At 59.5% G+C, this 21464-nt stretch carries 21 protein-coding genes; 5 read left to right on the top strand and 16 right to left on the bottom strand.

Annotated features, from left to right (window positions below; translation table 11 throughout):
- Positions 1-24: 24 nt before the first annotated feature.
- From nhaB to BW33_RS09305, 3 genes are all read right to left on the bottom strand, one after another.
- The gene (nhaB, locus tag BW33_RS09315; protein ID WP_047598527.1) at positions 25-1527 is read right to left on the bottom strand and encodes a sodium/proton antiporter NhaB; all 1503 of its coding nucleotides are present in this window, start codon (positions 1525-1527) and stop codon (positions 25-27) included.
- A 69-nt stretch (positions 1528-1596) separates the two neighbouring features.
- Positions 1597-2886, bottom strand: coding sequence for a hypothetical protein (locus tag BW33_RS09310; protein ID WP_047598526.1), 1290 nt, complete (start codon positions 2884-2886; stop codon positions 1597-1599).
- Positions 2887-3166: 280 nt separating this feature from the next.
- Entirely contained in the window at positions 3167-3433 is a 267-nt protein-coding gene (locus BW33_RS09305) for a hypothetical protein (protein WP_003225374.1), read from the bottom strand.
- A 346-nt stretch (positions 3434-3779) separates the two neighbouring features.
- Here BW33_RS09305 and BW33_RS09300 point away from each other — a divergent pair, with 346 nt between their 5' ends.
- Positions 3780-5105 (top strand): sigma-54 dependent transcriptional regulator, encoded by a 1326-nt coding sequence (locus BW33_RS09300; protein ID WP_047598525.1) that lies wholly within the window; start codon positions 3780-3782, stop codon positions 5103-5105.
- Between the two features lie 86 nt (positions 5106-5191).
- Here the strand turns inward: BW33_RS09300 and BW33_RS09295 are convergent, their stop codons facing one another.
- The 9 genes from BW33_RS09295 to BW33_RS09255 all read right to left on the bottom strand — a co-directional run bounded on the left by BW33_RS09295 (position 5192) and on the right by BW33_RS09255 (position 13379).
- Positions 5192-6514, bottom strand: coding sequence for a transporter (locus BW33_RS09295; protein WP_047598523.1), 1323 nt, complete (start codon positions 6512-6514; stop codon positions 5192-5194).
- Positions 6515-6559: 45 nt separating this feature from the next.
- On the bottom strand, positions 6560-7306 hold the full coding sequence (locus BW33_RS09290) for a hypothetical protein (RefSeq protein ID WP_047598522.1): 747 nt from the start codon (positions 7304-7306) through the stop codon (positions 6560-6562).
- A gap of 44 nt (positions 7307-7350) precedes the next feature.
- A complete protein-coding gene (locus BW33_RS09285) occupies positions 7351-8031 on the bottom strand; it encodes a C39 family peptidase (protein WP_047598521.1) in 681 nt (226 codons plus the stop codon).
- Between the two features lie 63 nt (positions 8032-8094).
- The gene (locus tag BW33_RS09280; RefSeq protein ID WP_047598520.1) at positions 8095-9078 is read right to left on the bottom strand and encodes a hypothetical protein; all 984 of its coding nucleotides are present in this window, start codon (positions 9076-9078) and stop codon (positions 8095-8097) included.
- A gap of 73 nt (positions 9079-9151) precedes the next feature.
- Complete coding sequence (locus BW33_RS09275) at positions 9152-9724, bottom strand: hypothetical protein (protein ID WP_047598519.1); 573 nt, start codon at positions 9722-9724, stop codon at positions 9152-9154.
- 1 nt (position 9725) lies between these two features.
- Entirely contained in the window at positions 9726-10175 is a 450-nt protein-coding gene (locus BW33_RS09270; RefSeq protein WP_047598518.1) for a hypothetical protein, read from the bottom strand.
- A 335-nt stretch (positions 10176-10510) separates the two neighbouring features.
- Positions 10511-11035: an AAA family ATPase gene (locus BW33_RS09265; protein WP_047598517.1), complete on the bottom strand. Its 525-nt coding sequence runs from the start codon at positions 11033-11035 to the stop codon at positions 10511-10513.
- Positions 11032-11595, bottom strand: coding sequence for a nicotinamide riboside transporter PnuC (gene pnuC, locus BW33_RS09260; protein WP_047598516.1), 564 nt, complete (start codon positions 11593-11595; stop codon positions 11032-11034). The genes BW33_RS09265 and pnuC overlap by 4 nt, the downstream gene beginning before the upstream one ends.
- A 149-nt stretch (positions 11596-11744) precedes the next feature.
- Positions 11745-13379, bottom strand: a complete 1635-nt coding sequence (locus BW33_RS09255) for a methyl-accepting chemotaxis protein (RefSeq protein ID WP_047598515.1) — start codon at positions 13377-13379, stop codon at positions 11745-11747.
- Between the two features lie 304 nt (positions 13380-13683).
- Here BW33_RS09255 and BW33_RS09250 point away from each other — a divergent pair, with 304 nt between their 5' ends.
- Positions 13684-14514, top strand: coding sequence for an undecaprenyl-diphosphate phosphatase (locus tag BW33_RS09250; RefSeq protein WP_047598514.1), 831 nt, complete (start codon positions 13684-13686; stop codon positions 14512-14514).
- Positions 14511-14939: a DUF1294 domain-containing protein gene (locus tag BW33_RS09245; protein ID WP_047598513.1), complete on the top strand. Its 429-nt coding sequence runs from the start codon at positions 14511-14513 to the stop codon at positions 14937-14939. The genes BW33_RS09250 and BW33_RS09245 overlap by 4 nt, the downstream gene beginning before the upstream one ends.
- A gap of 71 nt (positions 14940-15010) precedes the next feature.
- Here the strand turns inward: BW33_RS09245 and BW33_RS09240 are convergent, their stop codons facing one another.
- Positions 15011-15370, bottom strand: coding sequence for an MmcQ/YjbR family DNA-binding protein (locus BW33_RS09240; protein ID WP_047598512.1), 360 nt, complete (start codon positions 15368-15370; stop codon positions 15011-15013).
- The gene (locus tag BW33_RS09235; RefSeq protein ID WP_047598510.1) at positions 15367-16275 is read right to left on the bottom strand and encodes a LysR substrate-binding domain-containing protein; all 909 of its coding nucleotides are present in this window, start codon (positions 16273-16275) and stop codon (positions 15367-15369) included. The genes BW33_RS09240 and BW33_RS09235 overlap by 4 nt, the downstream gene beginning before the upstream one ends.
- 125 nt (positions 16276-16400) lie before the next feature.
- Between BW33_RS09235 and BW33_RS09230 the strand changes: the two genes are divergently transcribed.
- Complete coding sequence (locus tag BW33_RS09230; RefSeq protein ID WP_047598509.1) at positions 16401-17012, top strand: FMN-dependent NADH-azoreductase; 612 nt, start codon at positions 16401-16403, stop codon at positions 17010-17012.
- A gap of 238 nt (positions 17013-17250) precedes the next feature.
- Positions 17251-18288: an alpha/beta hydrolase family protein gene (locus tag BW33_RS09225; RefSeq protein ID WP_047598508.1), complete on the top strand. Its 1038-nt coding sequence runs from the start codon at positions 17251-17253 to the stop codon at positions 18286-18288.
- 92 nt (positions 18289-18380) lie between these two features.
- Here BW33_RS09225 and BW33_RS09220 read toward each other — a convergent pair whose 3' ends face one another.
- Together BW33_RS09220 and BW33_RS09215 are read right to left on the bottom strand one after the other, a co-directional pair.
- Positions 18381-19568: an MFS transporter gene (locus BW33_RS09220; protein WP_047598507.1), complete on the bottom strand. Its 1188-nt coding sequence runs from the start codon at positions 19566-19568 to the stop codon at positions 18381-18383.
- A gap of 305 nt (positions 19569-19873) precedes the next feature.
- Positions 19874-21460, bottom strand: a complete 1587-nt coding sequence (locus BW33_RS09215) for an ABC-F family ATPase (RefSeq protein ID WP_027612713.1) — start codon at positions 21458-21460, stop codon at positions 19874-19876.
- Between the last annotated feature and the right edge of the window lie 4 nt (positions 21461-21464).

Raw genomic sequence — 21464 nt, 5'->3', positions numbered from 1 at the left:
GGCAGCTCCTACATGAGGTTGTTGTCAGAGCCAGTAGCTGACGGCGTACCAGCCCAGCAGGCCCATCACGAAGGTGTACGGCAACGCCATCCACACCATCCGCCCGTACGACAGGCGCACCAGTGGCGCAATCGCCGAGGTCAGCAGGAACAGGAACGCCGCCTGGCCATTAGGTGTCGCCACGCTTGGCAGATTGGTACCGGTGTTGATCGCGATCGCCAGTGTCTCGAAATGCTCGCGACTCATGTGCCCGGACAGGAAGGCCTGTTTCACTTCGGTGATGTAGATCGTGGCGACGAACACGTTGTCGCTGATCGCCGAGAGCAGGCCGTTGGCGATGAACAGCATGCCCGGCTGTTGCTCCGCCGGCAGCGCCAGCACCCACTGGATCAGCGGGGCGAACAGTTGTTGATCGTGAATCACCGCGACCACGGCAAAGAACACCACCAGCAACGCGGTGAACGGCATGGCGTCCTTGAACGCGCTGCCCAGACGATGTTCGTCGGTGATGCCGGTGAACGCGGTGATCAACACGATCACCATCAAACCGATCAAGCCGACTTCGGCAACGTGAAATGCCAGGCAACCAATCAGGATCAACGCGGCAGTGCCTTGCACCAGCAGGGCAGCACGCTGGCGCGGGGTGCGTTCGGCGTTGTCTTCGGCGGCGTAATTGGCCAGCACGGCGCGGACGTTGTCCGGCAGCAGGGTGCCATAGCCAAACCAGCGCAGTTTTTCCAGCAGCACGCAGGTCACCAGGCCGGCCACCAGTACCGGCAGCGAGACCGGCGCGACTTTCTGGAAAAACTCCGCGAAATGCCAGCCCATTTCATGACCGATCAGCAGGTTCTGCGGCTCGCCCACCAGGGTGCAGACCCCGCCGAGTGCAGTACCGACCGCGCCGTGCATCAGCAAGCTGCGCAGGAATGCGCGAAATTGCTCCAGGTCTTCATGGTGCAGGGCCGGCAGGTGGCGGTCGTCGCTGAATTCGCTGTCCTGACGCGGATCATTGCCCGAGGCCACACGGTGGTAGACGGAATAGAAGCCGACCGCCGCGCTGATGATCACCGCAGTGACGGTCAAGGCATCGAGAAACGCCGACAGAAAAGCCGAGAGAAAGCAGAACATCAGCGCCAGCAGCGCCTTGGAGCGCACGCCCAGCAGCAACCGTGAGAACAGAAACAGCAGCAGATCCTTCATGAAGTAGATGCCTGCGACCATGAACATCAGCAGCAGGATCACCGGGAAGTTGTGCACCAGTTCGTCGTACAGCGCTTGCGGCGTGGTCATCTTCAGCAGTAAAGCCTCGATGAGCAGCAAGCCGCCGGGCATCAACGGATAGCACTTGAGGGCCATGGCCAGCGTGAAAATGAATTCGATCACCAGCAGCCAGCCGGCGGCGACCGGGCCGACAGTGAACAGCACCGCGGCATTGAGGATCAGGAACCCGACGATGCACGCCTTGTACCAGCGGGGCGAATGCCCGAGAAAATTGTGCGCGAACGCCTGGGCCAGTGAACCGGACATCAGTTGCTCCTTGTATTAAGAAGCGCGCAAGTTGCCGCAAGTGCCTGGCAAGTTCAAGTCTGGGGGGAATTATTGATTCAGATAGCGCGCGACCATGGCGCGGTAGTTGCCGTCGAGTGAATAGCCGCCAACCAGGATTCGTCCGTCTGCCTGCACGGCGAGGGAGTTGGCGGTGTCCAGGCTGTGTCCCAAGCGCGTGCGGAGCCAGCCGTGGCCACTGCCGAACTGCGCGTCGAGTCGTCCGTCGGGCAGGTAGCGCGCGACGATGAAGTCCGCTTCGATCCCGCCAATCGTCGCACCCACCGCAATGATTCGTCCATCGGCCATGCAGTGGGCCGCACTCCATTGGCATCCGCTGGGGCCGATTTCCAGCAGATGCGGATGCCCGGCATTGTTGCGCAATTCCGGTCGGCCATTGTTGTGCAGGCTCAGTGCCAGACAGCGGATTGGGTCGCGACTACTGCCAAAGCAGTGCAGATGCTCCTGCGACTCGATGACCTGACTGACCAGGGCACTTTGGCCGTGGGCCTTGAAAGCGAGGAAGCCATCCACCGCGAAACGGTCATCCAGACGCCCGTCAGGCAGATAGCGCGCCACCAGCCCCTCTTGGGGGAAGTCGATGGAGCCGGCGACGAGTATCCGCCCGTCCTGCTGCAATAAAAGGCTGCTGAGCCAGGTGTTGAGCAGCAGATGGCGGATCATCACGAAGCCGCGGCCATTGAAGCTTGCGTCGAGTTCGCCGTCCGGCATCAGGCGAATCAGTATTCCGGCATGGTCGGCGAGTTCGAAGTGGTGGTTGGCGATCAGCAGAATGTGCCCGTCGTCCTGCACGGCAATGTCACAGGCTTCAGCACCCGGTACGCCGGGCGGCAGCCAGGGATCGCGGGAGCCGATGGACAGGTCGCCGGGCAGGCGCACCACTTTGCGCCCGTTATCACCAAAGCCGGGGTCGGGGATTCCGTCAGCGCTGAACAGCGCCAGGGCCGGCAGGGTGCGGTGGGCGGTTTGATAATGCAGACCGGCCAGCAGGATTCGTCCGTCGGGTAACACCTGGATTTTGCCGGCGGTGGCTTCGAAACCGGGTTCAAATTCGCCGATGACGCTGCCTTGCTGGCCGAAAGCGAGGTCGGCCGAACCGTCAGCGAGTATTCGCGCCAGACCAAACCGGCTGCCCTGAGCGGTACCGATCTTGGCGGCGACCAACACGCGCCCCTCTCGATCCAGCGCAACACCCTGGGTCATGCTGGAAACACTGCCAGCGAAATAGACCAGAGCAACGCCAGTCTTGGCGAATTGTCTGTCCAGTTGTCCGCAGCGATTGAGTAGTGCCGGTCGCGCAAAGGCGTTCTCGGAGGACATGCATGCTTCTCCTTGCAAGTTGACCAGGCCCGAATCGGACGGGTAACTGCATGAGCGGAACATTCAATCCCTGAATACACGCAAGTTCAACTGACAGAACTAACAGGCGGAGGGTCGCACTGTGCCATAACAGTGTCTTTTTGACTCAAATGAAAGCATGCCAAGCAGTGGCGCCTGATGCTTTAAAGGAAGTTGTACAGACGTACTCGAGATGAACTGCTGAAAATAACTAACAGAACAGTGGGCGGATGACTTGGACGTCATCCGCACGACTCTCTGATCAATGTGGCATCGACCACGATTGCAGCAGGTAACCTTCTTTGCTCAATTCGGCGCGGGCCTGTTGCAACAGCAGTTCCAGTTGCGCCGGGTCGGAGTAGGCGCTGCTCGGAATCTGCTGGCGACCAATGTGCGAGTTGGTGCGATCGATGACGGTCAGGTTCAGTTCGCCATTGCCGTCTTGTGGGGCCCAGGCCACGCACTGAAAGGGTTTGAACGCGTGGTTGGCAATCAAAAGAGCTTCGTTGATACGGAGCGGGGCGGTCATTGGGGTCTTCTCTCTGTCGTGCCCAATCAAGTGATGTGCCGTCGGTTGGGCTTACCGTTCGGCTGGTTACTTGTACTGATGCACGCAACCCCGTGGCAGGTCACACACGAAACAAAGAAATTTCAACTTAATTACTCAGGCTCAACATTCCGAACGTTTTTGAAAGCCTGGCGAAAGATAGCAACTCGATAGCTGACTAATAAACTTGCTTCTTATAACTCGTTAGCTTGTACACCTATAAGCAATCGATACAAGGCCCTGTCAATTTCTTGCTAATGTTACAGTCGGGTCTGCCAAATGACTGTTTTTACAATAATTTCCTTAAATTTGGCGCCAAGGAACAGTCATGATCGAAGCGCCAGCGTTACGACGTTTATTGGTAGTCGACCCTTGTGACGACTGCCATCGCCTGTTACCCGGATTGCGCTCGGTGGGCTGGGATGTCGACAGTTGTACCCTGGAAAATGCCGCCGATCGGACATGCGATGTCGGGCTGCTGCGACTGCAACCTTTTCACCTTGAACGTCCCGAAGCGGTCAAGGAACTGATCAGCCGCAGCGGCACCGAGTGGATCGCGGTGTTGAACCAGGAAGTCCTGCGGTTGCAGAACGTCGGTGACTTCGTCTGCGAATGGTTTTTCGATTTCCACACCTTGCCGTTCGATGTCTCGCGCGTCCAGGTGACCCTGGGGCGCGCATTCGGCATGGCGCGTCTGCGCGGGCAAGGCACGATTCATGTCCACCAGCCGGAACATGAGTTGCTCGGCGACAGCAAACCGATCCGCGAGCTGCGCAAGTTATTGAGCAAACTGGCGCCGACCGAATCCCCGGTGCTGATCCGCGGTGAAAGTGGCACCGGTAAAGAACTGGTGGCGCGCACGCTGCACCGCCAGTCCCAGCGCCACAGCAAGCCGTTTGTGGCGATCAATTGCGGGGCGATTCCCGAACACTTGATTCAGTCCGAACTGTTCGGCCACGAGAAAGGCGCCTTTACCGGTGCGCATCAGCGCAAGGTCGGGCGCATCGAGGCCGCGAATGGTGGCACGCTGTTTCTCGATGAAATCGGCGATCTGCCGTTGGAATTGCAGGCCAATCTGCTGCGTTTTCTGCAGGAGAAACACATCGAGCGCGTCGGTGGCAGTCAGCCGATTCCGGTTGATGTTCGCGTGCTGGCGGCCACCCACGTCGACCTCGAGGCGGCGATCGAGAAAAAGCGTTTTCGCGAAGACCTGTATTACCGCCTCAATGTGCTGCAAGTGGTGACCGCGCCATTGCGCGAGCGCCATGGTGATCTGTCGATGCTGGCCAACCATTTCTCCCACTTCTATAGCCACGAAACCGGCCGCCGTCCGCGCAGCTTCAGTGAGGATGCGTTGATCGCCATGGGCAAGCATGACTGGCCGGGCAACGTGCGGGAGCTGGCCAACCGCGTGCGACGGGGCCTGGTTCTGGCGGAAGGGCGCCAGATCGAGGCACGGGATCTGGGGCTGATCAGCCAGCACTCGATTTCTACGCCGATGGGTACGCTGGAAGACTACAAGACGCGCGCCGAACGCCAGGCGCTGTGCGATGTGTTGAACCGTCACAGCGACAACCTCAGTGTGGCGGCGAAAGTGCTGGGCGTGTCGCGGCCGACGTTTTATCGCCTGCTGCATAAACATCAGATTCGCTAGAGAACAACGCTCAAAAGATCGCAGTCTGCGGCAGCTTCTACAGGGATTACCTCTGTAGGAGCTGCCGCAGGCTGCGATCTTGGGCTTTAGAAGTAGTACGGGAATTTCAGGCTGAAGGAGAAGTCCGGGGCATCGTCGGTCATGCCGATCGACAGGTTGGGCACGATGGTCAGGTTATCCGTGGCGGCAATGGTCATGCCGACGTTGAAATAACCGGCGTTGGCGTCACTGGACACCACCGACTCCCAATCGCCGCCGTCCTGTTTCAGCTTGCTCTTGCGTTGCACCAGGTCAGACACCGAAAACGACATACTCATCTTTTCGTTCAGCGCAAACGCGATACCGGCGCCGATCTGGAAGCTGTCGCCAATCTTCACCTTGCCCGGGGTTTTCTGGTTGACGGTCGAACTGATGTCGTCGAACGACTCCTCCAGGTTGTGGGTGTAGGACAAGCTGCCGAACAGCACTGCCGGGTCGAACGTCTTGACCAGCGAAACCCCGGGTGTGATCGACCAGACACCGTTACCGGTTGGCAGCGTGTCAGGTACGAACAGGTTGGAGTTGGCGTCCGTCTGACGCAGCTTGATCCCGAATGGGTCCTTGCCGGTAGGTGCCTTGACTCGCAGGGTGACCACGGCGTCCGGGGTGTTGACCGACTCGTCGAGGAACTTGTAGGCAATACCGAAGTTGACGTCGCCGATGGTCGGATCACGCGAAACATCCTGTTCCGTCGTGACGTTGGACGCACCACCGTTGCCGCCACCGGACTGGTAGGTCGATTCGCGGTAAACCACCGGCACGTTCACGTCGAACTGCCAACGGTTGTCGAAGTTGTAGCGCCCGGTCAGGTCCAGCGTCCAGGTGTCGGCCTTGATCCGGTCGAGGTTGATGTTGCCCAGAAAGATCGAGTCCAGCGCGAGGAAGCCGTTGAGGATCAGCTGCCGGGTGTCGTAACGCGAGTAGGTCACACCAGTTTCAAAGCTGAATTTACCGCCGCCGAAGAAGCCGCTGGCCTCGTCGTAGAGGTTGGACACACTCTGTGCCGGTTGCGAATCATCGGCCAGCGACTGTCCATAGGAAGCGCCACTCCCCCCGGCCGCGCCCCCCGACGCTGCTGCGGCACCGGTACCAGGCGCTCCGGTACTGGTAGCGACTTTTGGATTGCCCTTCATGTCGGCTGGCGACTTGGCCAGGCGTTTGGGTTGCGGGGCTGCCGGTTGATCTTCGACCTGACGGACCCGTTGTTCGAGCACCGCCAGGGCTTTTTGTTGTACTTCGTATCGTTGCTTCAGCTCCAGAAGTTCCTGTTTCAGGGTCTCCACATCTGCGTCGGGTGCTGCTTGCAGCATCGCCGCGGGTAGAAGAGTGCTCAAACATACAGCGGCACGCAGTGATACTGATCGATACATGAATAAGCCGTCCCTTTAAGCCCAATGATCGAGACTCAGCGTAGTTCAATATCCAATATTGCGTAGTGCCCTGAGTTGAGTCAGGTTGCAGTCCAGTGCGCCGGGGCTGATGCCGTTATTGTTAAGCACAACATTGAGTTGGGTCATGTTGTTGACCACGTTGGCGCTGCCGAGCAGACGGGTGTTCTGCAGCAGGCCACCCTGGGCCACTTGTTGCAGGGCGGTGCCTTGATTGCCCGAGGCCTGAATGGCCATTTGCACGCCACTGTTGCTGGCCGAAACGGCGACGCTGCCGGCGGCATTGCTGGCACCGATGGTCTGTCCGGCCATCAGGGCCTGGCCTTGTGCGGGGGCCAGTGGCGGAGGGGTGCTGGCTTCTTTGACGTTGATCGCCACGTTGTTGCTGGCGGTGTTGCCGTCGCCGGCGGCGCGTACGCTTTGGGTCACGCCCTGGCTGCTGTTGAGTGCCGCACCACCAATGACATTGCCAGTGCCCGGAGTCGGGGTGCTGCCGTTGCCCTGTTCCTTGATGGTCGAGACATAAAATTCCGGTTTGATTGTGGCGGCCTGGATTTGCATCGACGTCGCAGCGCCGATCAGATCACCGCTGGCATTGCGCCAGGTACTGCTCATGACAATGCCGAAGCTGATGATCCGCCCCGGCATGACGTAACGACCACGCAGCTCGGCGAGCTCCTGGTCCTTGATTTCGATGGGTTTGAATCCTGCATTGGCATAGCCTGACGCGCTCGCTGCCAGGCAGGCGGCGGCCAGCCAGTATGAGGTTTTCATCTGCTGCTCCCGGGACATCCAGCCCCATTCTTTATAATCGGCGATTAAAAGAAGTCGCTCTGTATGAATCCGAAGTCCATCAATTCAGCATCTTTGACCGGGTTGAAGCCATCCAGCTTGTTCTTGGCCGTCAGCGGATTCGGCGGGCTGCGCAAGGCATTGGCCTTGTCGTATCCGGGGCCGACGATGGCGAAGACAATGCCGTTCCAGCCTTTGACAAAGTCATCATGGGCGTAGCGTTTGTGGCCTAAGACGGGATCTCCGATATAAACCCAGTCCTTGTCCGATCGCTGCAGCACCACGAAATGCTTGTAGCCGCGAATTTCCATCAGTACCACCACCGGAATCGTGACTGCTTCGAGTTTCTCCGGCGGAATCTTGTAACCCCTGGCGCGCATGCCGATGCTTTCTACGTAGCGCTTCATGTCCAGCATGGAAAACCCTTGAGTACGAACAAGGTCCTGGTCAGCGTTGACCAGCATGCCTTTGATGATGTGCTCCTCATCGACGTCGAGCCAATAGGCCTGGCGCAATACCGTGGCCAGTGCGGCGGCGCCGCAACTGAAATCGGTTTTCTGTTCGACGATGTCGGCAAACTTGCGCTCACGAATGCTTTGCACGTCCTTATAGACCAACACGCCACCCGGCAGGGCGGCCACTGGCATCTGGGCAGCCTGAGTCAGGCCGGACAGGCAAAGCAGAGCGAGAAGGGCAGTCTTACGCATGATCGATACGCCTTTGCGGACTGAGGAAAAGCCCCGTTTCCGGGGCTTTCGTTTCGATCGCGATTACATGCAGGCTTTGCAACCTGCAGCGATGGACAGCGAGTTGCTTTGTTGGTTGCCCACACCCGCCGAGACGTTGGCTCCGCCGTTGCCGGAGAAGTTGTTCATCGAGTTGGTCATGTTGGCATTGTTGACGACAGGCGTTTTCCAGCCATCTTTGGTCAGCACTTGCTGAGTGGTGACGCCAGCGAGGCCAAAGGTACCCACGGCTTCGAACTTGGCTTTCTGGTCATCGTTGCCGCCGTGGCCGCCGCCACGGTTATCCCAACCGCCGTGGTTGTCGTCTTCGATGGTTGCAGTGCCTTTGGCTTTAAACACGCCAGCGGCCGCGTAGGTGCCGGTAAGGGTGTCGGTTTTGTAGGCCTGCACGCCTTTGTTTTCTACAACCAGACCAGTGGAGGACTGATTGGCGGACGCGGCGGCAGTGGCTACACGGCCACCGGATACGGCGATCGCCAGGTTGTTTTTCTGCTGGTTGAAGTTGCCGGAGGACACGTTGATGCCGATGTTGCCGGAACCATTGTTGCCTGCGTTGTTGAGCGTAGCGTTATTGAAGGTCGACGAGTTTTTCACATAGTTGTTGTTGTTGACTTGAGTTGCGCTGGAGGCAGCAACTGCAGTGCCGAAAATGAAGCTTTCATCGGCGGTAGCCAAGGCGGCGGCGTTGTCTTGTTGGTTGCCGTCGCCGGCAGCAACGTTGGCGCCCATGTTGCCGTTAGAGCCATTGAGCGAGTCGCTGGCGTTGGCGTTGTTGAGAGTGCCCTGGTTTTTCACCACGTTGCCATCGCTGTTTTGTTCGTCGAGCACTGCCGCCCCGGCACCTGCGCCGATCTGCAGAAGCTGTTCGAGGGTTGGGCCTTTTGGTCCATGGTTGCCATGGCCATTGCCGTGCCCGTTACCATGATCATTGCCGCCTGCCTGAGCCGCCATTGCCATTACTGCTGCAAGTGCGAAAACCAGTGGTTTGAGAGCCATTGTAGGTTTCATGGTGTTTCTCCATCGTGCTTATTAGTTGGTTAAGTGTTGGTACTTTCTAATTGCACTGCTTTTGTTGTTTGGGTCAGTCAGCGACCCGGATGCTCAGGGTGTTAGCCATACGGTTCCCCACCCCGGCACTCTGGTTCACCTGAATCACCCCTCGGCTGCCGGTGAAGGCCTGATCACTTGTCGTGACCTGGCGACTGCCGGGTGAGGTGCCAGTTGCTCCTGAGCTCGGTAAAAGCGCCACGTTCTGTTGCGACAGGGCGCTGTCGTCAACGCTTTGCGGGGCAGCACTGATGCTGACGCGCGTCACGTTGGCCATCTGGTTATTGGCCCCGGCACCCTGGTTCACGCCCAGGATCCCGTTGCCATTACTGAAAGAGTTACCGCCGATGGTGGCGCTGGCGTTCATCGAAGGGTTGGCGGGGGTATCCAGCTTTTGCCTGACAATGGTCGTGGCGCTGGCATTGGTGCCAATGGCGACCGCCTTGGTGTTGGTCTGTTGCATCTGGTCGCCGGCGGCCTGGTTGACGTTGAAGTTGCCGCGGTACTGCATGCCACTGTTCTGGATGTCGGCGTTATTCACGGAGCCTGGATCGGCCATGGCGCTGGCGCAGCCGAAGAGGGCAAGCAGCAGAAGGGAACGATTCATCTCATTGACCTCCGGCCATGCGGGTCAGTGGAGCAAGACCGGAACTCATTGCACGGTTGACCGTGTTGGAAATCGAACCGCCCGCGCCACCACCGTGACCGCCGCCCATGCCGGGCAGGCCGTTGGGATTGGTCAGGGTATTCATGCCAGGCATGTTGGCGGTGGGCGTGGTGATATTGCCGCGAATCGAAGAGCCACTGGCTACACTGGCAAATTCACCGTCATCGAGCTCGGTGCTGGTCATCGCCTGATTGATGCGAGCCGAAGGGTTGGCGTTAACCGTGGTGGGGTAGGGGTCTTTGCCACCGCTGCGCCCGATGGGAATGGGCTGGACGTCGCGGTTGAGGACGATCACGCCATTGCCTTCGGCCTGAACGTTGAAACTGATGAATGTGCTGGCTGCTGATCCAATCAGCAGAAGGCAGGTCAGGCCTTTATTGATATTCCCCACGGCGGCAATTCCTTCTTCAGTGGGCTGGCTCTTGTCAGCGTTGGGAAGGAGAGAGCGAAAGCTGTGCCGCTTTTGAGTTTTTGTTGATTTTCAACGGGTTGGCGATGCGCCGTGCAGCGCTGATACAAAAGCTGTTTCAGCATTGAAACAGTCGCGCAGGCAGCCACACGGTCAAGGGCGGCGCAAAGCTCTGGAACAGGGGTTTGCCGAAGACTGTTTCACTGACGTAACAGATGTTCTGACAAAACGATGAAGGCCATTGAATTGGCCGCTTTGCGCTGAGGGAGGTGTTTCAGGAATGGACACTTTCGCCCTGAGCGGAGCTATTCGATGGATCAATCAGCCAATAACCGCGCGACGGCGTCAAAGGCCTGGATGCGGCGTTGATCCCAATCGCCCTGAATGATCTGCAGCGGTTGCCCGTGCTGTTCCAGCCAGTCGCGGGTGGCCTGAAAGAACGCCATGCGTTCGCTGAGTTGCGGCTGGCAGCGTTGGCCGTCGTCGGTCCAGTCGATCTGCTCCGGCGACAACAGCAGGTGCAAGTCGTAATGCCGGGCCAGCAACTCGGGTTCCAGCCACGTCGGGCAGGCGTCAAACAGGGTCTGACTCCACAGGATGTTGCTCAGCAAATGGGTGTCGAGAATCAGCAATTGCGGTTGCTGCGCCCGTGCCTGATCTTCCCATTGCAACTGCCCGCGGGCGATGTCGGGGATGTCGTTGAGGCAGGTATCGCGTGGATTCTGCTCGATGAACCAGCGCACGTATTCGTCCACCCGCAGGCCGCCGAAGCGCTCCTGAAGGCCTGCGGCCAGCCAGCTCTTGCCGGTGGATTCCGGGCCGGTGAGGACAACCACCTTCATCGCTGCAATGCCGGATCGGCGCGCCACTCGCGCCAGCCTTGCAGCGCAATCAGGGTGAACAGGGCATACAGCGCGGCGGTGAGGTACAGGCCTTTATAAAGGAACAGGCCGACGAAAATAACATCCAGCACGAACCACAGCGCCCAGCATTGCAGACGTTTCTGCGCCATCCACAATTGCGCAACCAGGCTGAACGCCGTCAGCGCCGCATCGAGCCACGGCTGCGCCGCGTCGGTCCAGTGCGCCATGGCCGCGCCCAGCAGCAGGCTACCGAGCGCGCCAACACTCAGGCCGAGCAGGATCGAGCGTCGATCCAGACGCGTGACTTCACGGCCGTCATGCATCGTCCCGGCGCGGGTCCATTGCCACCAGCCGTAGACTTGCAGCGCGGCGTAAATCACTTGCAGCAACATGTCCGAGTACAGCTTCACGTCATAGAAGATCCAGCTGTACAGCAACACCATGACCAGGCCGATCGGCCAGCACCACGGATTCTGTTTGACCGTCAGCCAGACGGCGATCACACCGAGGGCGGCGGCAAACAGTTCAAGCCCGGACATGGGGGTTCCTTGGGGGAATTGACGAGGGAGCGGATTGTACCCAAAAACCTGTAGGAGTGAGCCTGCTCGCGATAGCGGTGTGTCAGCAATGCAGATTCTGACTGAAATTACGCCTTCGCGAGCAGGCTCGCTCCTGCAGGTGTGGGGTGTCAGACGCGGAACTGGCGCAGAAGCTGATTCAACTGCTCGCTCAACTGCCCAAGCTTGACGCTCGCCGCACTCGACTGCTCCGCCGCCAGCGCCGTGCTGTGAGACAGACCGGCCGCCTGCGTGACGTTCTGATTGATGTCCTCGACCACGTGCGCCTGTTGCAACGTAGCGCTGGCAATCGAGGCGTTCAGACCATTGAGGTTGCGCAGTGCCTGGCCGATGGCATTCAGGCTCGCGCCGGCCAATCCCGCTTGTTCGATGGTCAGTTGCGAGGCCTTGCTGCTGTCACCAATGACTTTCACCGCGGCTTCGGAATGATTCTGCAAGCGTTCGATCATGGCCTGGATTTCCGCCGTCGACTTTTGCGTGCGTTGCGCCAACAACCGCACTTCATCGGCCACCACCGCAAAGCCCCGGCCCTGTTCACCAGCGCGGGCCGCTTCGATAGCCGCGTTGAGTGCCAGCAGATTGGTCTGCTCGGCAATCGAACGGATTACCTCCAGCACACTGCCGATCTGCGTGCTCTCTGCTGCCAAGGTGCGAATCACCTCAACTGCCTGGTCAATGGTTCCGGACAATTTGTCGATCTGTTGCAGGCTGCCGTCGATGTTGATCTGACCCTGCTGCGCCTGAGCTTCGGCATCGCGCATTTCAGCGGCAGCATGTTCGGCGTTCTTCGCCACGTCCTGTACGCCGTAGGTGACTTCGTTGATCGCTGTCGCGACCAGCTCCATCTGCTGCGATTGCTGCTGGCTGCGCTGCTGGGCCTGGGTCGCATCGTTGCCCAGTTCACTGGACGACTGGCCCAGCGCACTGGCCGAAACCTGCAAGTCACCGATGACCCGGCGCAACTTGGCGGTGAAGGCGTTGAAGTGATGCGCCAACTGTGTGACTTCATCCTGGCCGTGGGTATCGAGGCTGCGGGTCAGGTCGCTCTCGCCGCTGGCGATGTTGGCCATGGCGTTCACCGTTTCCTGCAACGGTCGGACGATGCTGCGGGCAATCAAAATCACCAGCAGGGCCATGATCAGCGCAATCACCAGGCCGATCACCGAAGCCTTGATCAACTGCCCCCGGAACTCGCTCTGCACATCATCGACGTAAACCCCGGAGCCGAGCACCCAGCCCCACGGCTCGAACAGTTTCACGTAGGAGGTTTTCGCGACCGGCTCGCTGGCGCCAGGCTTCGGCCACCGGTAATCGACCATGCCCGCGCCTTTGTTTTTGGCGATCGCGACCATTTCATTGAACACCGCGAAACCGTCCGGGTCACGGATCGCCGAGAGGTTCTGGCCTTCGAGCTTGGGGTTGGTCGGGTGCATAACCATCACAGGCGTGAGGTCGTTGATCCAGAAATAGTCGCTCTGGTCGTAGCGCAGGCCGCGAATCGCGGTCAGCGCCTGTTTCTGTGCGGCGTCGCGGGAGAGGGTGCCGGCGGTTTCCAGTTCGTGGTAGTAGGTCAGCAGGCCGCTGGCGGTCTGCACCACATGCTGGGTTTTCTGCGCCTTGGCGTGGTACAGGTCATCGTGGATCTGCTTGAGCATCAACACGCCCAAGGTCAACAACATGACCACGGCCACAATCAAAATGAGCCACAAGCGTCGGCTGATCGACACACTGCGCAAGCTGTTCATAACGCTGTCACTCCGATTTCTTGTTCTTGTAATAAATCAACGCCAGCATCCAACCACGTTTGGGTGGTCAGGCATACGCGACCCAAGTCGAATAACGCCGCAGCACTATTAAGGCTTGTCTGTTAGGATTTCGGCCCCGCGCGTGAAAACCTGAATCCAAATTGATATTTCACGGAATTTTGACCGTTTCGTGTGGATCCTGTGCGCGCGGAATCGATACAGCTACAAACAGCTACGCTGATCGCAGTGAACGTAAAAAAATACTATCGGGGCATGCCGTTGTGCATCGCTCTTTGGGGGACTGATGGATCTTTGGACCGCCTTGCAGGCACTGATTCTTGGAGTTGTAGAGGGGCTGACGGAGTTTTTGCCCATTTCCAGTACCGGACACCAGATCATTGTTGCCGACTTGCTCGACTTCGGCGGCGAACGGGCCATGGCGTTCAACATCATTATTCAGCTCGGCGCGATCCTCGCGGTGGTCTGGGAGTTTCGCCGCAAGATTCTCGACGTGGTGATTGGCTTGCCGACGCAGCCGAGTGCGCGGCGTTTTACGGCCAACCTGTTGATCGCGTTTCTGCCGGCGGTGGTGTTGGGGGTGATTTTTGCCGACCTGATTCACCAATACCTGTTCAACCCGATCACCGTCGCGACCGCGCTGGTGGTGGGCGGTGTGATCATGTTGTGGGCCGAGCGTCGGCAACATGAAGTGCATGCCGAAACCGTGGACGAGATCACCTGGAAGGACGCCCTGAAAGTCGGGTTCGCCCAGTGTCTGGCGATGATTCCCGGCACCTCGCGTTCCGGCTCGACGATCATCGGTGGTCTGCTGTTCGGCCTGTCGCGCAAGACCGCGACCGAGTTCTCGTTCTTCCTGGCGATGCCGACCATGGTCGGTGCGGCGGTGTACTCCGGTTACAAGTATCGCCATTTGTTCGTGCCGGCGGATTTTCCGGTGTTCGCCATCGGTTTCATCACTGCGTTCATCTTCGCCATGATCGCCGTGCGCGGTCTGCTCAAGTTCATCGCCAGCCACAGTTACGCGGCATTCGCCTGGTACCGAATCGTCTTCGGTCTGGTGATTCTGGCGACCTGGCAGTTCGGCTGGGTGGACTGGTCGGCGGTCAAGCCATGAATGATTCCCGCACGCGCCGCCCGGATGGACGCCCGTCCGGTGGCGGCATTCAACATCTGAAATTGAAACTGGCGGTGCTGCTGATCGTCTGCGCGCTGCCGCTGTTCGGCTCGCTGTCGATGTGGCTGCGCGGCATCTCGCTGGTGCCGTTGACTGCTTATGGCGTGGTCAGCGTGCTGGCGTTTTTCATGTACTGGGCAGACAAGCGCAAGGCCCGCGCCGATGCATGGCGCACGCCGGAGAACATCCTGCATGCGCTGGAACTGGCTGGCGGCTGGCCCGGTGCGCTGATCGCCCAACAGGTGTTCCGGCACAAGACGCGCAAGGTGTCGTTTCAGATTCTGTTCTGGGTGATCGTGGCGCTGCATCAGGTGTTCTGGATCGACCAGTTGTTTCTGGGGTCGAACCTGCTTTCCCTGCTCTGAATCACCACGAATCCCCTGTAGGAGCTGCCGCAGGCTCGGGCCGCGTTCGGCAGCTCCTACAATGGGCGGGTTTAGAGCAGTAATCCGATTTGGGTTTTCTTGGGCAACTTGCTCACCACCAACTGATGCGAACGCTGCAGCAATCCTTGCAGTTCCTCCGCGCCCAGCGGGTAGGGCGGGTGCATGATGATCCACTGCGCCCGCGCCAGATACGGCGCCGGGTGAATCCCCGGGCGGTCGCAATGGCCGAGAAACAGGTCTTTGTCGACTTTGAACGCCAATGAATCCCCGCGCAGACCTTGCAGGGCGAACATCTTGTTGCCGGCAATCGAGAACACCCGCACGCCGCCCCATTTGTAATCCTCCCGCGCGCCCGGCAAGGCGAGGCAGAAGGCGGCGACATCCGCTTCGTTCATTTTTCCCTTGTTCATAACAACCGCTCCCCACACGCATTGAACGATTCGACCAGATGATCGATCCACGCCCGCACCGCCGGCATCACCCCGCGTCGATGCGGATACACCGCCTGCAACCAGCCGCCGGGCAACGACCACTCGGGCAACAGTTGCACCAGCGCGCCGATCTCAAGGTCGGCTTCGCAATACATCATCGGCAGCAGAGTGAAACCCTGGCCGGCCAGCACACAGGCCTTGCGCACGATGAAATCATCAATGCCCAGCCGCGCCTCCATGTTCAGTTCGACGCTATTGCCTTGCTCGTCCAGCAAGCGCACATGCACCATGCGGTCGGCTTCCAGCGCGCCGAGCACCGGCAGCGACTTCAGGTCTTGCGGGTGGCTGATGGTTTTGCCTTGGACAAAGGCCGGGCTGGCCACCACGACCATTTGCGCCTGGCGCAGACGGCGGGTGACCAGCAACGGATCTTCGTCACCGAGTTCGCGCACACGCAACGCAACGTCGAAACCTTCGGCAACCAGATCCACGCGGCGATTGAGCAGCACTACCTCCAGTTGCACCTGAGGGAATTTGCCGAGGAATTCACTGATCACCCACGGCAACATTTCCCGCGCCAGACCGGTGGGACAGGACACGCGCAAGCGGCCACGCGGCTCGCTGGACATGCTGGCGACCGCTTCGTCGGCCATCTCCGCTTCCAGCAACATCGCCTGACAGTGACGCAAGTAGCGCTCGCCAACAGCGGTCAGGTTCAGCTGGCGGGTGGTGCGTTGCAGCAGACGAGCGCCGAGGCGCTCTTCGAGTTCGGCAATGCGCCGTGACAGGCGGGACTTGGGAATACCCAGCAAACGCCCGGCTGCGGCGAAGCCACCGGCCTCGACCACCTTGGCGAAATAGTAGAGATCGTTGAGATCCTGCATGAAAAGTCCACCGTTCTATCAGTGGGACGAACTATCGCATTGTCGGCGGCTAATCAGCTATTGGTTTCTTCCGTAGGATTGTCTCCATTCCGTCGCCGCCGGCGATTCTTTCCAGGAGATTCCACATGAAACTGCTGCACATCGATTCGAGCATTCTGGGCGACAACTCCGCTTCCCGTCAGCTGAGCAGCCAAGTCGTCAAAGCCTGGCAAGCCGCCGAGCCAACAGCCGTGGTCACCTACCGCGACCTGGCCGCCGACGCCATCAGCCACTTCTCGTCGACCACCCTGGTGGCTGCCGGCACTACCGCTGAACTGCGCAACGCCGCACAACAGCACGAAGCCGAACTGAGCGCCTCGACCCTGGCAGAATTCATCGCTGCCGACGCCATCGTCATCGCCGCGCCGATGTACAACTTCACCGTTCCGACCCAGCTCAAGGCCTGGATCGACCGCGTCGCCGTTGCCGGCCAGACTTTCCGTTACACCGAAGCCGGCCCTGAAGGCCTTTGCGGTGGCAAGAAAGTGGTAATCGTCTCCACCGCAGGCGGCATTCATGCCGGTCAAGCGAGCGGCATTGCTCACGAAGAATATCTGAAGCTGGTTCTGGGCTTCCTCGGTATCACCGACATCGAAATCGTCCGTGCCGAAGGCCTGGCCTACGGTGATGAAGTGCGCAACAACGCGATGAGCGCTGCTCAGGCGAAGATCAGCGAGCAATTGTTCGCCGCCGCGTAAGCATTGCGTAAAGACCAGCTGCCGTTCAGGTAGCCGCTCAAAAAACTCTGTATTCTGGTTCTGCAAGGGCCAGATGCGGAGTTTTTTGTTTCTGACTATTGCATAGTCTGGCCCGGGTTATGCAGTCAAACGATCAACTTCTGAGTGCAACGCCGCGCCGGATTACCGAGCCACCGGGTTTCGGGCCTGTCGGAGCACAAAGGATCTTTCGATTGAGTAACACAGGGTGGGCCATCCCATGATGCGTCTTTGTGCAACGTTACTGATTTGCCTGCTCGGCAGCCTCGGTTCAGTGCATGCCGCGCCCGGGCGACACCCTGTCTGGAGTGTCGGTTACCACGAAATGACATTCCTCGATCCGCTGGATCTGCAACCGATGCGCGCCATCGCCTTCTATCCCTCCAGCGACCGCGAACACAGCAGCCTGCTTGAGGGTTATACCGTCGAGGCCGGCGCTGACACCAAGGTAGCGATCGGCCGCTTCCCGATGCTGATGCTGTCCCACGGCAACACCGGCACGCCGCTGGCGCTGCATGACCTCGCTACCTCGTTGGCGCGCAAAGGCTATGTGGTGGTCGCGGTGATTCATCCCGGCGACAACTCCAAAGACCACAGCCGCCTCGGCACTCTGAGCAATCTGTATGGGCGGCCGATCCAGATTTCCGAAGCGATCACCGCCACCCTCGGCGACCCGATGCTCTCGCCGTTCGTCAACGCTGACCAGGTCGGGGTCATTGGTTATTCGGCCGGTGGCGAAACCGCGTTGATCCTCTCCGGCGCGCAGCCGGATCTGGATCGCCTGCGCCGTTACTGCCAGGAGCGCCCGGACGACCATGATGCCTGCAACACCCAGGGGGAGTTGATCGTCGACCGCGATGACTTGCAGCCAGTGGCCGATCCGCGCGTGCATGCGCTGTTGCTGATGGCGCCGCTGAGCCTGAAATTCGGCCGTAGCACCCTGGCGGACGTGCATGTGCCGGTGCTGCTGTACAGCGGCGATGGCGACAAACTGGTGGCCTTCGACAAAAACGCCGCCGCTCTGGCGCGCAAACTGCCGACCGCGCCGGACTTCAAGTTGTTGGCCGGGGCAGGGCACTTCGTGTTCATGGCGCCGTGCAACGAAGAGCAGATCCGCGCCATGCCGGCGCTGTGCACCGACGCCGATGGCGTGGATCGCGAAGACATTCACCGCAACCTGATTTCCGAAGCCGGACAGTTCTTCTCGCGCACGCTAGGCAAGCCGAGCCGGGCGGGAATGCAGACTGCAGATCAATAAAGATCGCAGCCTTCGGCAGCTCCTACATTGGATTTTTGTAGGAGCTGTCGAAGGCTGCGATCTTTTGAACTTTGATCTTTTGATTTGGTTTTTCAGCTCATCGCCCAGCGCTTGAGCAGCAAGGTCAACCCCAGCCCGATCACCGACAACAGCGCCGCACTGAAGAAAATCCACGCATACCCCAGGTTCAACGCCACCGCGCCCATCAGCGGCCCGGCAATCGCCAGTGCCAGATCAAAGAACACCGCATAAGCCCCCAGCCCCGAACCACGGCTGGAACTGGGCACCTGCTTGATCGCCTCGACCCCCAGCGCCGGATACACCAGCGACAAGCCAAACCCCGCCAGTCCCGCGCCGATCAAGGCGAATGCGGTGGAGGGTGCCAGCCACAACAACACCAGCCCGACGGTCTCGATGCTCATGCAAGCAATCGCCGAATTGAAGCCGCCAAAGCGGCTGATCGCCGAAATGAACAACAGCCGCGACACGATGAAACACACGCCGAATACCGTCAGGCAATACGCCGCGCCGCTCCAGCCTCGGTTGAGGTAATAAAGGGTGATGAAGGTGGTCAGCGTGCCGTAACCGATCGACGCCAGACTCAAACTGGCCCCATACGGTGCAATCCGCCCGAAGACAGCCCAAAAAGGCAGCCGTTCGCCGCGCACCACCGGCACCGAAGGTTTATTGCGGATCAACACCAGGGCGCCCGCGGCTAATATCGACAAGGCAATGCCCAGGCTGGCAAAGCCGTAGTCGGCGACCATCACCACGCCCAGTGGCGCGCCAATCGCAATCGCGCCATAGGAGGCAATGCCGTTCCAGCCGATCGACCTTGCCGTGTGTTCGACGCCGACCTGGCCCATGCACCAGCTGATGGTGCCGACGCCGATCAGGCCCTGCGCGACGCCGAGCAGCAGTCGACCGATGATCAGAATGATCAGGCTCGGCAGCGGGAAGGCCTGCAACAGCGTCGAAATCAGCGTCAGCAACCCGCTGAGCACGATCCCCGACAAGCCAAAAACAATCGCCCGTTTGGTGCCCAGCGTATCTGACATGCGTCCGGCCATCGGCCGACTGAGCAGGGTGGCCAGATACTGCGAGCCGATCACCAGCCCCGCAATAATGGCGCTGAAACCCAGTTGTTCGTGAACATAACCGGGCAACACCGCAATCGGCAGGCCGATGCACAGGAAGGCGACAAAGGTGTAGAACACGATGGAGACGATCTGCAGGGTGATCGCCATGGAGCTTTGCGGAGGCGGTTGCTGCGCAGGCATGTGAACTCGTTCGCGGGCGGCGGTGGGAGAGTCGGCATCATGGCTTGGCGTTGAAATAAAAGGAAGCAGGCTAACTAATTTACTGGAGTCGGTGGTGTTTTTGAGTGCCTCTTCGCGAGCAGGCTCGCTCCCACATTTGGAATGCGTTTCCTGTGGGAGCGAGCCTGCTCGCGAAGGGCTTCGCAGCACAAAATCACTATCCCTTGAAATGCAAAAAGCCCTGTCACGCCGACAGGGCTTTCGCTTGAAGCTTGGAGCTTGGAGCTTGGAGCTTGGAGCTTGGAGCTGGAGGCTCGTAGCTACTTTTAGAACACCACACCCTGACTACGCAGGTAGTCATCGTAAGTGCCGCTGAAGTCAGTCACGCCATTGGCGCTCAGCTCGATGATGCGCGTGGCCAGGGACGACACGAACTCACGGTCGTGGCTGACGAAGATCAGCGTGCCCGGGTAGTTTTCCAGAGCCAGGTTCAACGCCTCGATCGATTCCATGTCCAGGTGGTTGGTCGGTTCGTCCATGATCAGCACGTTCGGCTTTTGCAGGATCAGTTTGCCGAACAGCATGCGGCCTTGCTCACCACCGGAAATCACTTTGACCGACTTGAGGATCTCGTCGTTGGAGAACAGCATGCGGCCCAAAGTACCGCGAATCATCTGCTCGCCCTGCGTCCACTGACCCATCCAGTCGAACAGCGTCACGTCGTCTTCGAAGTCGTGCGCATGGTCCTGAGCGTAGTAGCCCAGTTCCGCAGCGTCGGTCCACTTGACGCTACCGGCATCCGGGGTCAGTTCGTTGACCAGGGTACGCAGCAGGGTGGTTTTGCCGATACCGTTCGGGCCGATGATCGCTACGCGCTCGCCCGCTTCAACCTGGAAGCTGAAGTCTTTGAACAGTGGCTTGCCGTCGAAACCTTTGGCCATTTTTTCGACCATGACCGCCTGGCGGTGCAGCTTTTTGTTCTGCTCGAAGCGGATGAACGGGCTCACGCGGCTGGAAGGCTTGACCTCGGCCAGCTGGATCTTGTCGATCGCCTTGGCGCGGGAAGTGGCCTGTTTGGCTTTCGAGGCGTTGGCCGAGAAGCGGCTGACGAACGATTGCAGCTCGGAAATCTGCGCTTTCTTCTTGGCGTTGTCCGACAGCAATTGTTCGCGGGACTGGGTCGCCACGGTCATGTACTCGTCGTAGTTGCCCGGGAACAGGCGCAGCTCGCCGTAATCCAGGTCAGCCATGTGCGTGCACACGCTGTTCAGGAAGTGACGGTCGTGAGAGATGATGATCATCAGGCTGTTACGCTGGGTCAGAACGTTTTCCAGCCAGCGAATGGTGTTGATGTCCAGGTGGTTGGTCGGTTCGTCGAGCAACAGCACTTCCGGATCGGAGAACAGCGCCTGCGCCAGCAATACGCGCAGTTTCCAGCCTGGCGAGACTTCGCTCATCGGGCCAAAATGCTGTTCCAGCGGAATACCCAGACCCAGCAGCAGTTCACCGGCACGGGATTCGGCGGTGTAGCCGTCCATCTCGGCGAACTCGGTTTCCAGCTCGGCCACGGCCATGCCGTCTTCTTCGCTCATTTCCGCCAGCGAGTAGATGCGATCGCGCTCGGCCTTGACCTTCCACAGCTCTTCGTGACCCATGATCACGGTATCGATCACGGTGAATTCTTCGTAGGCGAACTGATCCTGGCGCAATTTACCCAGACGCACGTTCGGCTCAAGCATGACCTGACCGCCGGACGGATCGAGGTCGCCGCCGAGGATTTTCATGAAGGTCGACTTGCCGCAACCGTTGGCGCCGATCAGGCCGTAGCGGTTGCCCGCGCCGAATTTGACCGAAACGTTTTCGAAGAGCGGCTTGGCGCCGAACTGCATCGTGATGTTAGCTGTGGAGATCAATTAC

Origin of the sequence: Pseudomonas sp. RIT288 (genome assembly GCF_000631985.1) — a bacterium.
Lineage (GTDB): Bacteria > Pseudomonadota > Gammaproteobacteria > Pseudomonadales > Pseudomonadaceae > Aquipseudomonas.
This window is presented reverse-complemented; position numbering and strand designations above follow the sequence as displayed.